The organism is Brasilonema sennae CENA114, assembly GCF_006968745.1.
GTDB classification, from domain to species: Bacteria; Cyanobacteriota; Cyanobacteriia; order Cyanobacteriales; family Nostocaceae; genus Brasilonema; species Brasilonema sennae.
Window position 1 is genome coordinate 352,048 of the sequence record NZ_CP030118.1, and the last position, 16,445, is coordinate 368,492.

The window sequence follows — 16,445 nt, forward strand, 5'->3', positions numbered from 1 at the left end:
ATAAGAATGCAGCTTTATCCTGTAAGTCATGCTGCCTTTACATGAAACCTCGAATCATTGTTTGTGGCTTAAGTCGCACCGGATATAAAATCTTTCGTTTGCTGCGACAACAGGGGGCGTTAGTCGTTGGCGTTCATCATCAACCTATTGCAGGCGAATCATCAGGAGATCTGATTGTCGGCGACTTGCAAGCAGCTAGTACCCTTACAGCAGCAGGAATTCAGCAGGCACACACTTTGGTGATTGCTGGACCGGATGATGAAGTGAATCTGTCAGTTATGATGCAAGCGCGGATGTTGAATCCGCAAATTCGGATTATCAACCGGTTTTTTAATACCAATTTGGGCGATCGCCTGGATAAAGCTGTCCCTAACCACTTAAGTCTGAGTGTTGCAGGTTTGGCAGCACCCGTCTTCACGTTTGCGGCTTTAGGAAACCAAGTAATTGGGCAAATCAAACTTTTCAAACAAACTTGGCCTATTTACGAAGAATATATAGATAAAAATCATCCGTGGGTTGGTCGCAAGCTGAGTGATTTGTGGAATGATCGCTCGCGGATAATGATTTACTATATGCCATTCAAGGGTGAGATGGATTTAGTTAGTGCAGTGTTGTCTGGACAAGAGTTAAAGGTGGGCGATCGCCTGATCCTTGGTACTCAACCGTGTATCCGTTCCACCCACAAATCACGGTTTACAAAACTTCTAAAAGTCCTGACCAGTTTACGGCAGTTTAAGAAACACGCGCAATCAGTGGTCGTGATGACTATTGTCTTGCTGATCATTATTGTAATTGCCACCCTCACCTACACTTCTACCAATACGAATATTTCTATTATTGATGCCCTCTATTTTGCAGTAGGCATGATTACGGGAGCAGGTGGTAATGACAAAGTCGTAGAAAATGCTCCTGACAGCATTAAACTATTTACCGTTCTTATGATGCTGATTGGGGCTGCTGTCATCGGTCTATTATACGCACTGCTCAATGATTTTGTTTTGGGTAGTCGCTTTAAACAATTTTGGGATGCAGCACGAGTTCCTCGCCGTAATCACTACATTGTCTGTGGCCTGAGTGGAATCGGTATAAAAGTTGTTGAGCAACTCTCAAAAAGCGGACATGAGGTCGTCGTCATTGAACGCGACTCAAACAACAAATATGTCAACACTGCCCGTGGAGCAGGTATTCCCGTCATTTATGCTGATGCTAGCTTTTCAGCCACACTCAAAGTCGCTAATTTAGATTCTGCCGCTGCAGTCCTTGCTGTCACAGGTAACGATGCGACGAACCTAGAAGTTGCCCTTAAGGCAAAAGGTATGACACCCCAAGTGCCAGTGATAGTCCATTACGCAGAACCCGATTTTGCCCATATGGCACAAGAGGTGTTTGACTTCGAGGCAGTCTTGAGTCCTGCTGAACTTGCAGCCCCAGCATTTGCAGCTGCTGCATTGGGTGGAAAAATACTCGGCAATGGCATTACAGCAGATAGTCTTTGGGTTGCTTTTGCAACTTTGATTACACCCGTACACCCTTTTTGTGGTCAGCAGGTGAAAGATGTAGCCATGTCTGCTGAGTTTGTTCCTTTATACTTAGAGACTAATTCTCAAACTCTTCACGGCTGGGATTTACTGGAAACAAACCTGAGTGGTGGAGATATTTTATATATAACAACACACGGCACACGATTGTATCAGTTGTGGCGTAGTGCACCGCCGCAAGTGATCGCGAGTTAGCTCTAGCCAAGTGGAAATATAAACGCCTGAAATTGCAAACGAAGTAGTTTAAGAAGGAGTACTCTTGTGTATTTAGTTTTAGGCGTCGCTTAATCGCAAATATTGGTTGTCTGGCTTACGTTATAGGTTATAGCGCTTCTGGTGTTGAGTGCAATACACAGCTGTAGTGAAAGTGCATAAACCCTGCTCTACATCATTCGTGGTGGTGTATGTGATGAGAACCGCTATATCGTCAAATCCTCCGCGTTCAGCAACTAAAACGTCCCGACGTTCCTATGTTTGTCTAGTAGTTGTTTGACCCGGGCGCAAGAGTGCAAGCGCCATTGTTTGTGACAGTTGCCTAAGTCCTGAATACTATATAATTTGCAGTATGCTTATATCCTACCTCAGGAGAGAGTTGGATGATTACCCTGCCTGGAGTTGCCATTCAATGCAAAATCTATGAGAGTTCAGTCTCTTTAGTGTATCGAGGCATCCGAGTGCAAGATGGTCAGGCGATCATCATCAAACTGCTCAAGCAAGATTATCCCTCTCCTCAAGAAATAACTCGCTACAAACAGGAATATCAAATTACATGCTCCCTGAATCTGGAAGGAGTGATTAAAACTTACAGCCAACAGGAATATCAACGCACACTCGTTATTCTCTTGGAGGACTTTGGCGGGGAGTCCTTGGAGTACTGGATGCGGCTGCGCCCAGAGACCTTCTGCCCCATGCCCATATCCACTTTTCTCCCGCTTGCGATCCACGTTACCAGAATTTTAGGCAGAATCCATACGGCTAATGTGATTCACAAGGATATCAACTCTGGCAACATCGTTCTCAATCCAAATACTGGTGTTGTCAAAATCATTGACTTTGGGATTGCGACTCAATTCAACCGCACCAATCCCACGTTCAAAAGCCCGCACGTCTTAGAAGGAACCCTCCCGTATCTTTCTCCAGAGCAAACTGGGCGGATGAACCGTTCAATCGATTACCGCAGCGATTTTTACTCGCTCGGTGTGACGTTTTACGAACTGCTCACCGGACAGTTGCCGTTTCCCACAACAGACACCCTTGAACTCGTCCATTGTCATCTTGCCAAATCCCCTACACCGCCATATAAGTTGAACGCTAAGATTCCCAAGCCTGTTTCAGATATTATTTTGAAACTGATGGCGAAGAATGCAGAAGACCGCTATCAAAGTGCTTGGGGCATCAAAGCGGATTTAGAAAACTGTGCTCGTCAGTTAGAAACAAAGGGTCAAATTAATTTCATTCAATTGGGTCTGCAAGACGTTTGGGATCAATTTCAGATTCCACAAAAACTATACGGGCGGGAGGAGGAGATCACAGCATTATTGGCAGCGTTCGAGAGGGTAGCAGGGGTAAGTGACGCAAACAGGGGGAATATCGCCGCGTCCTCTGAGATGCTGCTCGTCTCTGGCTATTCTGGCATTGGCAAATCAGCGTTAGTACAGGAACTCTACAAACCGATTACAGCAAAGCGCGGTTACTTTGTCTCTGGTAAGTTTGACCAATTTCAGCGCAATATTCCCTACAGCGCAATTGTAGATGCTCTACGAAAACTGGTTCAACAATTGTTAAGTGAACCTGAGGAGCAACTGCAAAAAAGGCGATCGCAACTTCTAAACGCCTTAGGAAGCAACGGGCAACTGATCATTGATGTAATTCCGGAAGTTGAATTGATAGTCGGCAAGCAACCACCCGTGCCAGAAGTTGGATCGACTGAGGCACAAAATCGGTTTAACCTTGTCTTTCAAAAGTTCATTCGAGCTTGTTGTTCCTATGAGCATCCCTTGGTCATTTTTCTAGATGATTTGCAATGGGTAGACTTCGCCACGCTTAGGCTGATTGAGTTAATTCTAAGCGATCAGAAGATGCAATTTTTGCTGTTCATTGGAGCTTATCGGGATAACGAAGTAACCCAGATACATCCGCTCTCAGTAATGATAGAAAAACTCAAGCAGGAAAACGTCGCGATTAATCAGATTACATTAGCTCCGTTAGAACAGGGAGCAGTAGCTCAATTGATTGCTGAAACCTTGCACACGCCTACTGAATCGATCGCACCTTTAGCAGAATCAATATGGCGTAAAACGAACGGCAACCCCTATTTTACGAATGAGTTTCTCAAAACGTTGTACACCGAAGATCTGCTCGTTTTCAATATTAATCAACAACACTGGGAATGGGATATTGCTCAGATCAAAGCCAAAAATATTACTGATAATGTAGTGGAGTTAATTATTGGAAAGTTGAAGCAACTTCCAAAGGAAACTCAACAAATCTTACGTCTAGCGGCTTGTGTCGGTGCTGAGTTCGATTTAGCGACACTCTCAGTTATCTGCAAACGACCGGCAGTTGAAATTTTTGCAGAACTGACCACAGTGATTCAGTTGGAGTTGATTCTAGCTACTTCAGAGTTGGATGAAAATCTGTTAATTCAGAATTACAAGTTTTCACATGATCGCGTCCAGCAAGCTGCCTATGCTTTGATTGATGAAGCACAACTACAAACTGTTCACTTGCAGATTGGTTACTGTTTACTGAAAAGTAATGAGTCTGAAACTAAATCAGCCAATTTATTTGAGATAGTTGATCACCTTAATCTCGGTCGTGATTTAGTCACGAATCAACAGGAGTGCGACAAAATAGCTAGTTTGAATTTAATTGCAGGTCAGAAAGCCAAAAAATCATTAGCTCATAGTGCAGCACTACACTATTTAACGACAGGAATAGAATTGCTAGCCACCGATAGCTGGCAGTTTCAATACGCTCTGACATTGGCATTGCACGAAGAAGCAACAGAAACAGCATACCTATGTAGCGACTTTCAACAAATGGAGCGATCGGGGATCGTGGTTCTAGAGTATGCAAATAGTGTTCTAGATAAAATAAAAGTCTATGAAACTAAAATTCAAAATTGCATGGTGCAAAGTAGGCAAACTGAGGCAATTAAGATTGGTTTAGAGGTTTTAGAGCGACTGGGTATCGCTCTACCAGAAATACCAGTAGAAGCTGATGTTCAAAGGCAGTTAAAAGAGACGGAAGATTACTTTAATGCCATAGAGATAAGAAATTTGCTGGAGCTACCATTAATGAAAGAGCCAGAGAAACTGGCTGCGATGCAAATCTTGTCTAGCCTTGTTGGAGCTGCCTTTCAAGCTGCTCCTCTATTATTACCACTGATTGTATTAGAAAAAACAAATCTATCTGTTCAATATGGAAATACTTCTTCTTCAACTTTTGCCTATGCTACTTACGGTGGGGTGATTCTCAATGGAATTATGAGGGATTTTGAAGGAGCTTACCAATTCGGTGAATTGGCACTCAGCTTGACTGAGCGATTAGATAGTAAAAAACTTAAACCTAGGGTTACAGAGATGGTTGCAGCGCATCTTATGCACTGTATAGCCCATGTTAGACAGACTTTACCCTTACTTCAGGAGACATATGAGACTGGGCTGGAAATTGGAGATTTAGAATTTAGTATGTATGCTGCTGGCTTTTACTGTTTGTACGCATATTTTGCTGGTTTAGAATTAACAAAGATTACATCAGCGATCGGGATTTACAGTAATGTTTTAGCTCAGTTCAAACAGGAAAACATATTAATTTACTTTCGCAGATTGCAGCAAGTTATCTTTAACTTACTAGAACAAGTTGAAAATTCAGGTCGATTACTTGGTGCTCACTATAATGAAGATCAGTTTTTGCCAATTCACCTTGAAGCAAACGATAGAACTCACCTTTACTATCTGTATCTAGACAAGCTTATTCTAAATTATTTATTTGAAGATTTTCCCCAAGCAGTGGAGTGTGCTTCTCAAGCTGGACTTTATCTAGACGGAGTAGCAGGAACTTTTTCAGTATCTGTATTCTATTTCTATGACTCTCTAGCGCAGATACAATTATACCAATCTGTTCCTTCCTCAGAACAAGAGCATCTGCTGCTCAAAATAAATAACAATCAGGAGAAAATGCAGAAATGGGCACATTCTGCTCCAGTAAATTTTCAACATAAATACGAATTAATTGAAGCAGAAAAAGCACGGATATTAGGTCAACTTTTTGAGGCAGAAGAATTGTATGAACAAGCGATGCAAGGTGCTAGAGACAACGAGTATCTGCAAGAAGAAGCTTTAGCCTATGAGTTAGCTGCCAAACATTATCTAGCGCGAGGTAGGGCGAAAATTGCCCAAACCTATATGAAGGAAGCTCACTACTGTTATGGACGGTGGGGAGCAAGGGCAAAAGTCAAAGATTTAGAAACTCGTTATCCACAGTTTTTTCCTCAATCGTCGGGTGTCGCTGATACGTCAATTCGCACCACTGCTGGAACCACCTCAAATACCTCACATACTGCTCTCGATTTAGCGACAGTGATGAAAGCAGCTCAAGCAATTTCGAGTGAAATTGAACTCGAGCGGTTGCTCAGTTCTCTCATGCAGATCTTAATCGAGAATGCTGGAGCACAAACTGGATACCTGCTTTTGGAAAACTCAGGAGAATGGACGATCAAAGCGGCTTGTGAACTCAAGGAGGGTGAACAGATCTGTGCAACGAAAGTACTGCAATCGGTTCCAATGGCAACTCGCGTACCCGAATCCATTATCCAGTATGTGATCCGGACTCATGAATCTCTAATTCTGAATGATGCAACTCGTGAGGGGAATTTCATCAATGATCCTTACATTCAACATAACCAAACTCAATCACTGCTTTGTTTACCGCTGCTGAATCAAAATAAGCTGGTTGGCGTGTTGTACTTGGAGAATCGATTAGCGGCTGGAGCTTTTACACCGGAGCGATTCTCCGAAGGAGACGCTACGCGAACGCAAGTGTTGCATCTATTATCAACCCAGGCAGCAATTGCGATCGAAAATGCCAAACTCTACTCAAAGCTCCGGGCTAGCGAAAGTCATCTGACTCAATTTCTAGAAGCGATTCCAGTAGGAATTGGTATTATTGATGCGACGGGTCGCCCTTACTATGTCAATCAGCGAGGAATTGAGTTGATGGGTAAAGGCGTTGATCCTGCCGCGACACCGGAGCAAATTCCAGAGATTTATCAATGTTATGTGACGGGAACGGATCAAATCTATCCGACAGAGAAGTTGCCCATCATCCGAGCATTGAGTGGCGAACGCACTACGGTTGACGATATAGATATTCACCAAAACAACGCAACTATTTCAACCGAGGTCTGGGGCACTCCCGTCTTCGACGAACAGGGCAATGTAGTTTATGCGATCGCAGCCTTTCAAGACATCACTGAACGTAAACAAGCAGAGAAACTGCTAGCCGATTATAACCGAACGTTAGAGCAACAAGTCATTGAACGGACGCTGCTGCTCTGTGAGGAGATTCAAGAGCGACAACGAGTTGAAAACGCTCTGCGACAGAGTGAAGAGCAACGCAGACTGGCTATGAACGTTAGTTATATTGGCGCTTGGGACTGGAACATGGTAGAGAATACAATAGATTGGGACGATAACCATATCCGACTGCTGGGGTTAGTCCCAGGTGAAGTTGAGAGCAGCTATCAAGCATGGCGTGATCGCGTTCATCCAGAAGAAATTGATCGGATTGAGCAAGCTATTACAGCATCTCTAGAAACTCATACTGATTTTGAAGCTGAATATCGAGTCATTCATCCAGATGGCAGTATTCATTGGTTGGTAGGTCGAGGTCGAGGCATTTATAACGAAGCTGGGCAACCTGTACGAATGTTGGGTGTGCTTCTCGATATCAGTGATCGCAAACGCGCTGAGCAAACCTCCATTTTGGAAGAACGTAACCGGATGGCGCGAGAAATTCATGATACACTCGCTCAATCTTTCACAGGTATTCTGCTTCAGGTTCAAGCAGCAACACAAGTGCTGGCGGATGACCCGGAAGCAACCCAGGCACATTTGGAAATGATTGACGAACTAGCACGAACAGGGCTGGCAGAGGCACGGCGATCCGTAGCAGCACTCCGTCCGCAGCTATTAGAAGAGGGCAATTTAGAGAACGCCCTGCATCGCCTCGTGACTCAAATGAGATCTACAATCGATACTGTTGTGATTTACGAGACTCAGGGTACAGCCTATGCCTTACCAGCCGATGTGGAGAACAACTTACTCCGAATTGGGCAGGAAGCATTAACTAATGCGATCAAATACGCCTGTGCTGGCGAAATTCGGGTTGAGTTATTATACAACGATACACACTGCATCTTACGAGTTAAAGATGATGGGCGGGGCTTTGGAGTAGGTAGCGCTCTATGGAGCAGTGGTTTTGGCTTATTAGGAATGAGCGAACGGGCAGAGCGCATTGGCGCACAACTAACGATTCAAAGCCAACCAGGTCAAGGAACAGAAATTATTGTCACTATCAATTATACTAAAGTTGAAATTTGAATTCCAACTTTAGTTGGATGCAATCTTCCATTTTTATATGGACTGATTTATCAATCACTTTATTGGCTAAAAGTTTCAACTCTGAGTGGACTACAAACTAGAGTCAATTGCATATATTTAGATTTATACAAACACCAACAGTAACTCATTCCTATGAACTAAGTTTGTTTGACATACATCCCATAAAGAGTTCATAAAATGATTTTAATAACAAAGCAGTATTGGGAGGTAATAGTGGTATTAGAGGCGAAAGATCTGTAAGAATTGCATCTTACAGCAATGTTTACCTTACCTAGGTAATAGTGTGATCGCCGCTTTTGTAGGTGGGTTACATTTCGTTAACGCACCATCTAATTTTCTTCTAAATAGACCTCTCCAGATATTAAACATTAACCCAGACAGCACAAGGGTTTGAAATTAGTTTTCGGAGATGTCTAATGACTTAGACCTTTTCATAAATTATATTTTAGCTCAGGTAGTACAAGGATTTCAGAAGAGATCGCTGGCGATGAGCATTTTCATCCTTCGGAGGCATGAGTGAGTTTTGACCGTGACCGCAGTCTGTTATTCCTCCCACCGTCAACACAAGATCACATAAAGGGTGTTCTGAATGCGATTGTAGTGTTGGTGATGTATGGCGACTATCAATGTCAAAAGAGTGCGGACGTTTACAAGCTGATTAAAGTTATTGTGCAACAGCTTAATGTTTCTTTCGGGGAAAATGATTTGTGCTTCATTTTCCGTCATTTTCCTGAGGTACAGATTCATCCACATGCTCAACGGGCAGCGGAAGCTGCGGAAGCTGCAGCGGCTCAAAGACAGTTTTGGCAAATGCATGAGATGCTGTTTATCCATCAACAGGAGTTGGGAAATGGCTATTTAGTGGAGTATGCCAATCGTTTAGGACTTGATATTTGTCAATTTTTGCAGGATTTATCCAAGGGAGCGTATGTCGATCGTATCAATGCGGACATTGAAGGTGGACAGATAAGTGGAGTAGAGGCTGCACCCGCTTTGTTTATTAATGGAATTCGCTATCTTGATCGCTGGACTGTTGAGCAGATAATGGCAGCTATTGTTGCTGCAAATGATTGAGGTTTTTGGTGCTTATCCTAACTTCTATTCCTGGGCGCAGGTTCGGCGGCGATTTGCTCATTCGCCATTAGATGATTATCTACGGAGAAGCAAATGGTAGATCAAAAGGTTCGCAGCAGGAGAGAATTTCTTATATCAGTCAGTCGGCTTACCGCTATGGGTTTCGTCACGGCGACAACCGCGACAGCCGCTGCTGCCGTCGGCATGTCTGTTCGCCAATTGGAACCCTCGGAAGGGCAGACTGAGGCTACCGCAGAAGAAGTTGCGGATGCGCTTGAGGATGCCTATGGCTTACACCGTGGTCAGCGACGAAATCACACGAAAGGTCTGGGTGCTCTGGGTACGTTCATCGGTAATCCAGAAGTCAAAGAAATCTCGCGTTCTGCGCTGTTCTCTGGAGAAAAGCTCAACATCGTCGCACGGTTCTCCATTGCTGGTGGTGATCCAATGGCATCTGACGCTGAGAAAAGCCCGCGCGGTATGGCGCTGGAATTCCGGCTACCCGATGGCAGCCTGCATCACATGACGATGCTCAGTACACCGATGTTCTTTGCTGCCGTACCGCAAACGTTTCTGGACAAGTTCATCGCACTGGCGATCAATCCTACTACCGGAAAACCAGATCCAGCAAAGTTCAAGCAGTTCGAGTCTTCGCACCCGGACAACATGTTGCAAACAAAATTTTTGCAGGAGAACAACCCACCTCCGAGCTACGCCAATTGTGCATTTTACAGCATCCACGCCTTCAAGTTTATCAATGCTGCAGGCAAGACGACCATCGCCAAATTCCGTTTTGTTCCTCAAGACGGCGAGAAGCAGCTCTCAAATGCACAGTTGAAATCGATGCCGCGCAACTTTCTGGAGCAGGCACTTATGGGGCGCATGCGTACGAGGGCAGTGAACTGGGACATGATCGTGACGATAGGCGAACCCGGTGATCCTGAAACTAATCCGACGCTGCTCTGGCCCAAGAACCGTCGAGAGCTGAAGGCTGGCACCCTCACCCTGACATCGGCAACGCCGTCCAACCTGGCTGGTAGCTATCAGATCAACTACGATCCGCTGATCATGGCAGACGGGATCGCACCAACTGATGATCCTGTTCTTCTGTTCCGGTCTCCTTCCTACGCCGTATCCCACACAAGGCGGATACGTGATCTGTGACGGATTCTGTGCAAGCCCAGCTATCCCTCTTCTGTCACTTTCCGGTTTTTTCTATTATTAATACTTTCTGAACACAAGGTATACCAGGCAATACAGCATTTACTCATCTAATTTTGGCAAGTTCCATGCTTTCAAATATTTCTATTCCGAAAAAAATCTGCTATCGCCTACTGTATAAGAACTCTAGAATTCAGAAATGATAAAACTTTTCGGAGAGTGACACAAGAGGGTTAAACTGAAACGGTATTAGCGGCGTCACGTTCGAGCAGTTTATCGCCTGCCTTGACAGGCAACAAATTGATTCAACCGATTCTGCACTGTTGGATCAGGGGTGTCGGCAACCAGGAAGATTTCTCCAGCAGGAGTGATTCGCCATCCGGTGGCTTCGATGATCGGGGTGTCAGGAAGTTTTGAATTTTGAGTTTTGAATTTTGAGTTGAAGGATTCTTCGTGTCTGCGTGTCTGTGTGTTTCTTTCGGTTGAGCGCTCACGCCGAAGCCCGTGTCCTCCTCTGCTGTCTACCTGCTGACCCACAACCAGCCTGCGCCGATCGCTCCACTCCGCATCATCATCTAATTGCTGTTCCGGTGTGGGCGGCAAGCCACCGCGACCTGTGATGACGAAGGAGTTACCCCGGTCAGCAGGACACCCTTGAGCAATCAACCCTGACTGATCTGCAAGCTCAGTGGGCAACGCGACTAACCCAGAGGTCGGATCAATGCCTGCGGTGATCACATCAATCGTGCCACTCAATGCAGAAGTTGCACCTGTGGCAGTAATTTCACTCAACGGGGTGGAAATCGGACTGGGACGAATACCGAAGAGGGAAAAGGCATTGATGCGGACATTACCACCGCGAAAGTTTTCAGAGTTGGCGCTGATGTTGCTATCTTCGTTCGGCACTGCAATCAGGAAGCGGGTATCAGTGGTGATGTTGCCGCCCGGAATATTCGCTCCAGTGGCATTGGTGGTGATGTTACTGCCATTGCGGAGGAGGATGAAGGGCGATCGCACGTTGATATCGCCCCCACCCCCGTTGGTGTCTGCCCGGATGCTGCCTTGATTATTGAGGAAGATGCGATCGGCGTCCACCAACAGATTGCCTGCACTGCCAGTACCCAAACTGCTGACGGTGACTTTTCCCTGATTTTGAATGTTGAGGGTTTCGGTACTGAGATGGATATCACCGCTGCGTCCTGTGGAGTTGGGTTCTGTGTTGGCAAACAGCCCACTGCTGGCACTAATCGTGTTAGTCAGTTCACCAAATCGAGCGACTCGATCAGCGAAGGTGGGGTCAAAGCCAGAAATATTGATTTTGTCGGTGGCATTGATGATGGTGTTGCCTGCTCGTCCACTGCTATGGGTAGTGGTAAGGAGTTTTCCACCACCGGTCAGGTTAAGGGTATTGACGTTAAGAGTAATATTACCACTATCGAACCGGTTATACGTTCGCGCAGTCAAAACTGCCCCATCTTGAATGCTCAAGGTTCCAGCGGTGATTTTAATGTTTCCTCCCTGACCATTCGCTGTGGCTGTATTGCTCGTCAACATCCCACTCGCCAATCCAGAGTTACTAACTCCAGAAAAGTTAGCAGCATCTGCAATGACTATGATATCGCCCGCATTTCCGTTGCCCTCAGTCAGCGCCAACAGTCCAGCACCCCCTGTCACCGACAGCGACCTAGTTCTGATGTTGATGTTGCCCGCGTTGCCGATCCCCGATTGCTCTATTGAACTGAATGCTCCAGTGGGACCCCCCAACCTAGCTACTCCATCAAAAGAGACTCCTTCACGGGCAACTATATTGATACTACCCGCATTCCCTTTTCCAATGGTGATAGCATACAGTCCAGCGCCCCCCGTCATCGAAAGCGACCCGGTCTCAATGTTGATGTCATTCCCATTGCCTACTGCTCCCCTATCTGCTGAACTAAATGCTCCACTGGAGACGAGACTGAATCCAGTGTCACCCTCCCCGGCAAAGGAAACTCGCTCACGAGCATTGATATTCACCTTGCCCGCATTCCCATTGCCATAGGTACTCGCAAACAGTTGAGAACCATTGATTAAGTAAAGTGAACCAGTCAGAATATTGATGTTGCCTGCATTGCCAGTTGCTTTGGAGTCTACGTAATTTACAAGCAGGCTGACATCTTTGAGGGTAACTGTCTCTGTCGCATCGATAGTCAGATTGCCAGCAGAAGCACCAACAAAGCCCAAGCCTGAGTTGATTCCCACCTGAAGAAAACTTGTCTGGTTCATCGTCAAGTTCCGAGCCGTGACGGCAATACTCCCGCCACCTCCAGCACGAACGTCTATCCGAGATCTGTTGTTGAGAGACACATCTGCCCGCACCAGATCATTGGGAAAACTCAACCGCCACTCGCCCGCCGTTTGGCTTAGCCCGACGCTTCCCAGGCCAGCAACAGCACCCAACTCGACTCGACTAGCCGGACTCACGATTCGCCCACCTTCTAACCGGATATCACCCCCGACCAGCAACAGACTTTGTGCTGCTGGTACCCGAAGCCCTGTTTCTTTATTTGCGGTTGACTGATTAATAATGGCTTGTGCTGCCAGTTGATTAAAGAAAAAAGCATTAGGATTAATAGTGAGCAATTGACTGGGTAGCGGTTTCGTCGCGTCGCTGCTGAACACTTCACCATTGGGAAAGCCGATCGCGTTCGCAGTCGTCCCCACAAACGAACCGCCAAGATTAAGTGATGCATTCGGACCAAATAAAATCCCATTGGGATTGAGCAAGAACAGATTTGCCGTCCCATTCGCTCGGATTAACCCATCAATATTGGAGACTGACCCACCTGTGACGCGGCTGAAAATGTTCTGCACGTCAACGACATTGTTAAAATAGGCAGACCCACCTGTAGGAATCGAAAATTGACTGAAGCTGTGGAACAGGTTGCCGCCTCGTCTGGCTCCGCCATCAATTTGCACGTTGGGGTTACCTGTGACTTGCGATAGCTCCCCTGCAGGCAGCGTCGCATCAGGAATCACCTGAGCCGCGATCGACTGAACGTAGAGCAATCCACTCACAATACTGCCTGTCAAAATCCATGCTTTCAAGTGCGATCGGTTCATTTTGCTACCCTCATGCCATTGTTGCGATCAGCAGGAGAGGACAGATCTTAGTGCGATCGCTTACAGCCATTTTCATTTGCATTAACTACCCCCCACCCCCCAATCCACAAAACTGTGACTGATTCATTTGAAAAGCGCTTAAGCCAGAATACAAGAATCGACTGCATTAGACCACACAATATAACTAAGTTAGCATGATTGCGTCAATTTGTAAGCTGTACTTTGGTTTGAACTTGGATACCAACTTTAGTTGGAGCCAGGTCGCCATTTTGAGATGGATTGCTTCATCAATCGCTTGTTGGAAAGAAATGTGAACTCCGGGTGGACGACAAGTGAGCATCAATTGCCTATATTCAACTCATGTAAACGCAGCAATACTCTCAATGAAATTCACAGCCATTTTCATTTGCATTAACCACACCCCATTAAAGCCAATCAAAAAATTGAGGTAAAACCAATGTCTCAAACTCTACGGACTCAATTTAATTCTATTGTTTCAATGGATGAATATCGCCGACAGAATAGTTTTGATCTGCCTCAATCTCAATTGAAGCAGCAAGCACTGCTGTGAAGTAATTCGACAAATATTGAATACACAATCAAGGAAATCTAATTATGCCCACTCAAAATACAGGCAAAATCACTCAAGTCGATCCCAGTCAACCCTTGCTGCATCAGCATGGATATGAAATTCAGCAGTACGGTACTCTCCGCGATCTGCCAATCGTTCTCAACCCCAGCGCCCGTAGCGAAAGCTGTACTTTGGTCAATCAAATTCTGGCAGATACAATCATTCTCTACCATCTCTATAAGAAACATCACTGGTTGATGCGTGGACACACGTTTTACCAACTGCATTTGTTGCTCGATAAACATGCCAGTGAACAAATTGAGTTAATTGATGCCCTGGGTGAACGGGTACAAACACTGGGAGGTGTGGCGATCGCTGACCCGCGTCATGTGGCAGAAGTCACTAAGATTAAGCGTCCTCCCAACGGCGTTGAGGAAGTACCTGTGATGTTGTCGCGGTTACTGGAAGCCCACGAATTGCTCATTGGGGAATTGAGAGTGGCGATCAATAAAACAGCAGCGAATCAAGATAGTGGCACTAACGATTTGTTAGTGAGCCAAGTCTTGCGAACCAATGAGACGCAAGTTTGGTTTCTGGCAGAACATTTAGTGGATACACCATTGGTACGTAGTTAAATTCAGCAGATCAGGTGTTGTAAATGAATAACTAACAGTCTTTCAGCAATCGCTTTTTAAATCAGTTCATTCTTGACTCCATTTATCCATGTAGATAACAGAGGAAGAGAACTTTATGACTAATTATGACTACATTGTAATCGGTGCAGGGTCGGCAGGTTGTGTGGTTGCCAATCGTCTAACCGAAGACTGCGACACAACTGTGTTACTCCTCGAAGCGGGCAACCCAGCTACAAAACCAGAAATTCAAATTCCGGCGCAATGCTTTAGTCTCATCGGCTCTGAAGTGGATTGGGGTTACGTTTCTGAGCCGGAACCCTACCTGAAGGGTCGCAAAATGTTTTGTTCCCGTGGCAAAGTCTTGGGCGGCAGCAGTTCGATTAATTTCATGATGTATATCCGGGGCAATCCTCAAGACTACGATCGCTGGCAGGAATTAGGAAATCCCGGTTGGTCGTACCTTGATTTATTGCCCTATTTCAAGAAATCGGAACACCAGCAGCGAGGCGCGTCGGAATTTCACGGGGTTGATGGGGAATTGAGCGTTACCGATTTGATGTCCCCTGCTGTGGTCTCCCAACGCTTTGTAGATGCCTGTGTGTCAAAGGGATACAACTACAATCCTGATTTTAATGGTGTACAGCAAGAAGGGGTAGGACTTTATCAATTGACGGTTAAGGATGGTAAACGGCACAGTGCAGCCGCTGCTTTTCTTCTACCCATTTTCCATCGTCCCAATTTGACAGTAGTGACAGGGGCATTAGTGACAAAATTGCTGGTTGAGGGCACTCGCTGTGTTGGAGTGGAATATCTGCATGAAGGTACGCTTCACCAGGTGAGAGTCAACCAGGAAGTGATTTTAAGCGCAGGTGCGTTTGATTCGCCCAAACTACTAATGCTTTCTGGAATTGGTACTGCCGAACACCTGCAAGCGATGGGAATTTCTGTCGTTGCAGATTTGCCGGGTGTCGGTCAAAACCTTCAGGATCACATTCTCACTTGTGTCGTTCAAGAAGCTACTCAAGATATACACCCTGCCATCACCAGTAATGGAATCGAAGCCGGATTATTTTTGCATAGCAAGGGGAATGTGGAGACCGCACCCGATTTGCAGTTCTTCTTCGGCCCGATTCAATTCTTGTCACCTGGTTATACCCCTGCTGATTTTGGATTTACGGGTGCTGTCTGTCTTACCCGTCTCGAAAATATTGGCAGCGTTAGTTTGCGATCGCCTGACCCCAAAGATCCACCAACCATTCGGATGAATTATCTACAAAGTCAAGCCGATGTACAAAAGTTGGTTGAGGGAGTTAAATTAATCCGCCAATTGTTTCAGAGCAATGCCTTCGATGATTTTCGTGGTGAGGAGATTGCTCCGGGTTCCCACGTTCAGAGTGATGCAGCACTCGAAGCTTACATTCGGGACACTTGCAGCACTGTATGGCATCCGGTTGGCACTTGCAAAATGGGCATTGACTCAATGGCAGTGGTCGATCCTCAACTACGAGTACACGGAATTCAAGGCCTTCGTGTTGTTGATGCATCAATCATGCCAACAATCACTACAGGCAATACAAATGCACCCACTATCATGATTGCTGAGAAGGCAGCAGATTCAATTAAAGCGGAGCGTACCTCGCAAAGTGTTCCCAACAAGCTTAATGTTCAAAATTTGGCTCAATTATCTATCTAGAAACGGCATGAACGCCTGCTTTATCTGAGCCGCAAGCTTGAGCGT

General features: G+C 45.7%; 7 protein-coding genes. 6 read left to right on the forward strand and 1 reads right to left on the reverse strand.

Features of this window, described 5'->3' with window-relative positions:
- Window positions 1-41: 41 nt before the first annotated feature.
- The 4 genes from DP114_RS01430 to DP114_RS01445 all read left to right on the forward strand — a co-directional run bounded on the left by DP114_RS01430 (window position 42) and on the right by DP114_RS01445 (window position 10,402).
- Window positions 42-1,733 (forward strand): potassium channel family protein, encoded by a 1,692-nt coding sequence (locus DP114_RS01430; protein WP_169267685.1) that lies wholly within the window; start codon window positions 42-44, stop codon window positions 1,731-1,733.
- Between the two features lie 401 nt (window positions 1,734-2,134).
- A complete protein-coding gene (locus tag DP114_RS01435; protein ID WP_171975252.1) occupies window positions 2,135-8,143 on the forward strand; it encodes an AAA family ATPase in 6,009 nt (2,002 codons plus the stop codon).
- 537 nt (window positions 8,144-8,680) lie between these two features.
- Window positions 8,681-9,238, forward strand: a complete 558-nt coding sequence (locus tag DP114_RS01440) for a DsbA family protein (RefSeq protein WP_171975253.1) — start codon at window positions 8,681-8,683, stop codon at window positions 9,236-9,238.
- A gap of 93 nt (window positions 9,239-9,331) precedes the next feature.
- Window positions 9,332-10,402: a catalase family peroxidase gene (locus tag DP114_RS01445; RefSeq protein ID WP_169267688.1), complete on the forward strand. Its 1,071-nt coding sequence runs from the start codon at window positions 9,332-9,334 to the stop codon at window positions 10,400-10,402.
- A gap of 270 nt (window positions 10,403-10,672) precedes the next feature.
- Here the strand turns inward: DP114_RS01445 and DP114_RS01450 are convergent, their stop codons facing one another.
- Window positions 10,673-13,501, reverse strand: coding sequence for a two-partner secretion domain-containing protein (locus DP114_RS01450; RefSeq protein WP_171975254.1), 2,829 nt, complete (start codon window positions 13,499-13,501; stop codon window positions 10,673-10,675).
- A 615-nt stretch (window positions 13,502-14,116) separates the two neighbouring features.
- On the opposite strand from DP114_RS01450, the gene DP114_RS01455 reads away from it, so the two are divergent.
- Both DP114_RS01455 and DP114_RS01460 read left to right on the forward strand, forming a co-directional pair.
- Entirely contained in the window at window positions 14,117-14,707 is a 591-nt protein-coding gene (locus tag DP114_RS01455; protein ID WP_171975255.1) for a Dps family protein, read from the forward strand.
- 115 nt (window positions 14,708-14,822) lie between these two features.
- Window positions 14,823-16,400, forward strand: coding sequence for a GMC family oxidoreductase (locus DP114_RS01460; protein ID WP_171975256.1), 1,578 nt, complete (start codon window positions 14,823-14,825; stop codon window positions 16,398-16,400).
- Window positions 16,401-16,445 lie beyond the last annotated feature (45 nt).

What these genes read in the sequence shown, in the direction of transcription:
- DP114_RS01460 (WP_171975256.1), top strand. Translation starts at nt 14,823, where the DNA reads ATGACTAATTATGACTACATTGTAATCGGTGCAGGGTCGGCAGGTTGT.
- DP114_RS01435 (WP_171975252.1), top strand. Translation starts at nt 2,135, where the DNA reads ATGATTACCCTGCCTGGAGTTGCCATTCAATGCAAAATCTATGAGAGT.
- DP114_RS01455 (WP_171975255.1), top strand. Translation starts at nt 14,117, where the DNA reads ATGCCCACTCAAAATACAGGCAAAATCACTCAAGTCGATCCCAGTCAA.
- DP114_RS01450 (WP_171975254.1), bottom strand. Translation starts at nt 13,501, where the DNA reads ATGAACCGATCGCACTTGAAAGCATGGATTTTGACAGGCAGTATTGTG.
- DP114_RS01430 (WP_169267685.1), top strand. Translation starts at nt 42, where the DNA reads ATGAAACCTCGAATCATTGTTTGTGGCTTAAGTCGCACCGGATATAAA.
- DP114_RS01445 (WP_169267688.1), top strand. Translation starts at nt 9,332, where the DNA reads ATGGTAGATCAAAAGGTTCGCAGCAGGAGAGAATTTCTTATATCAGTC.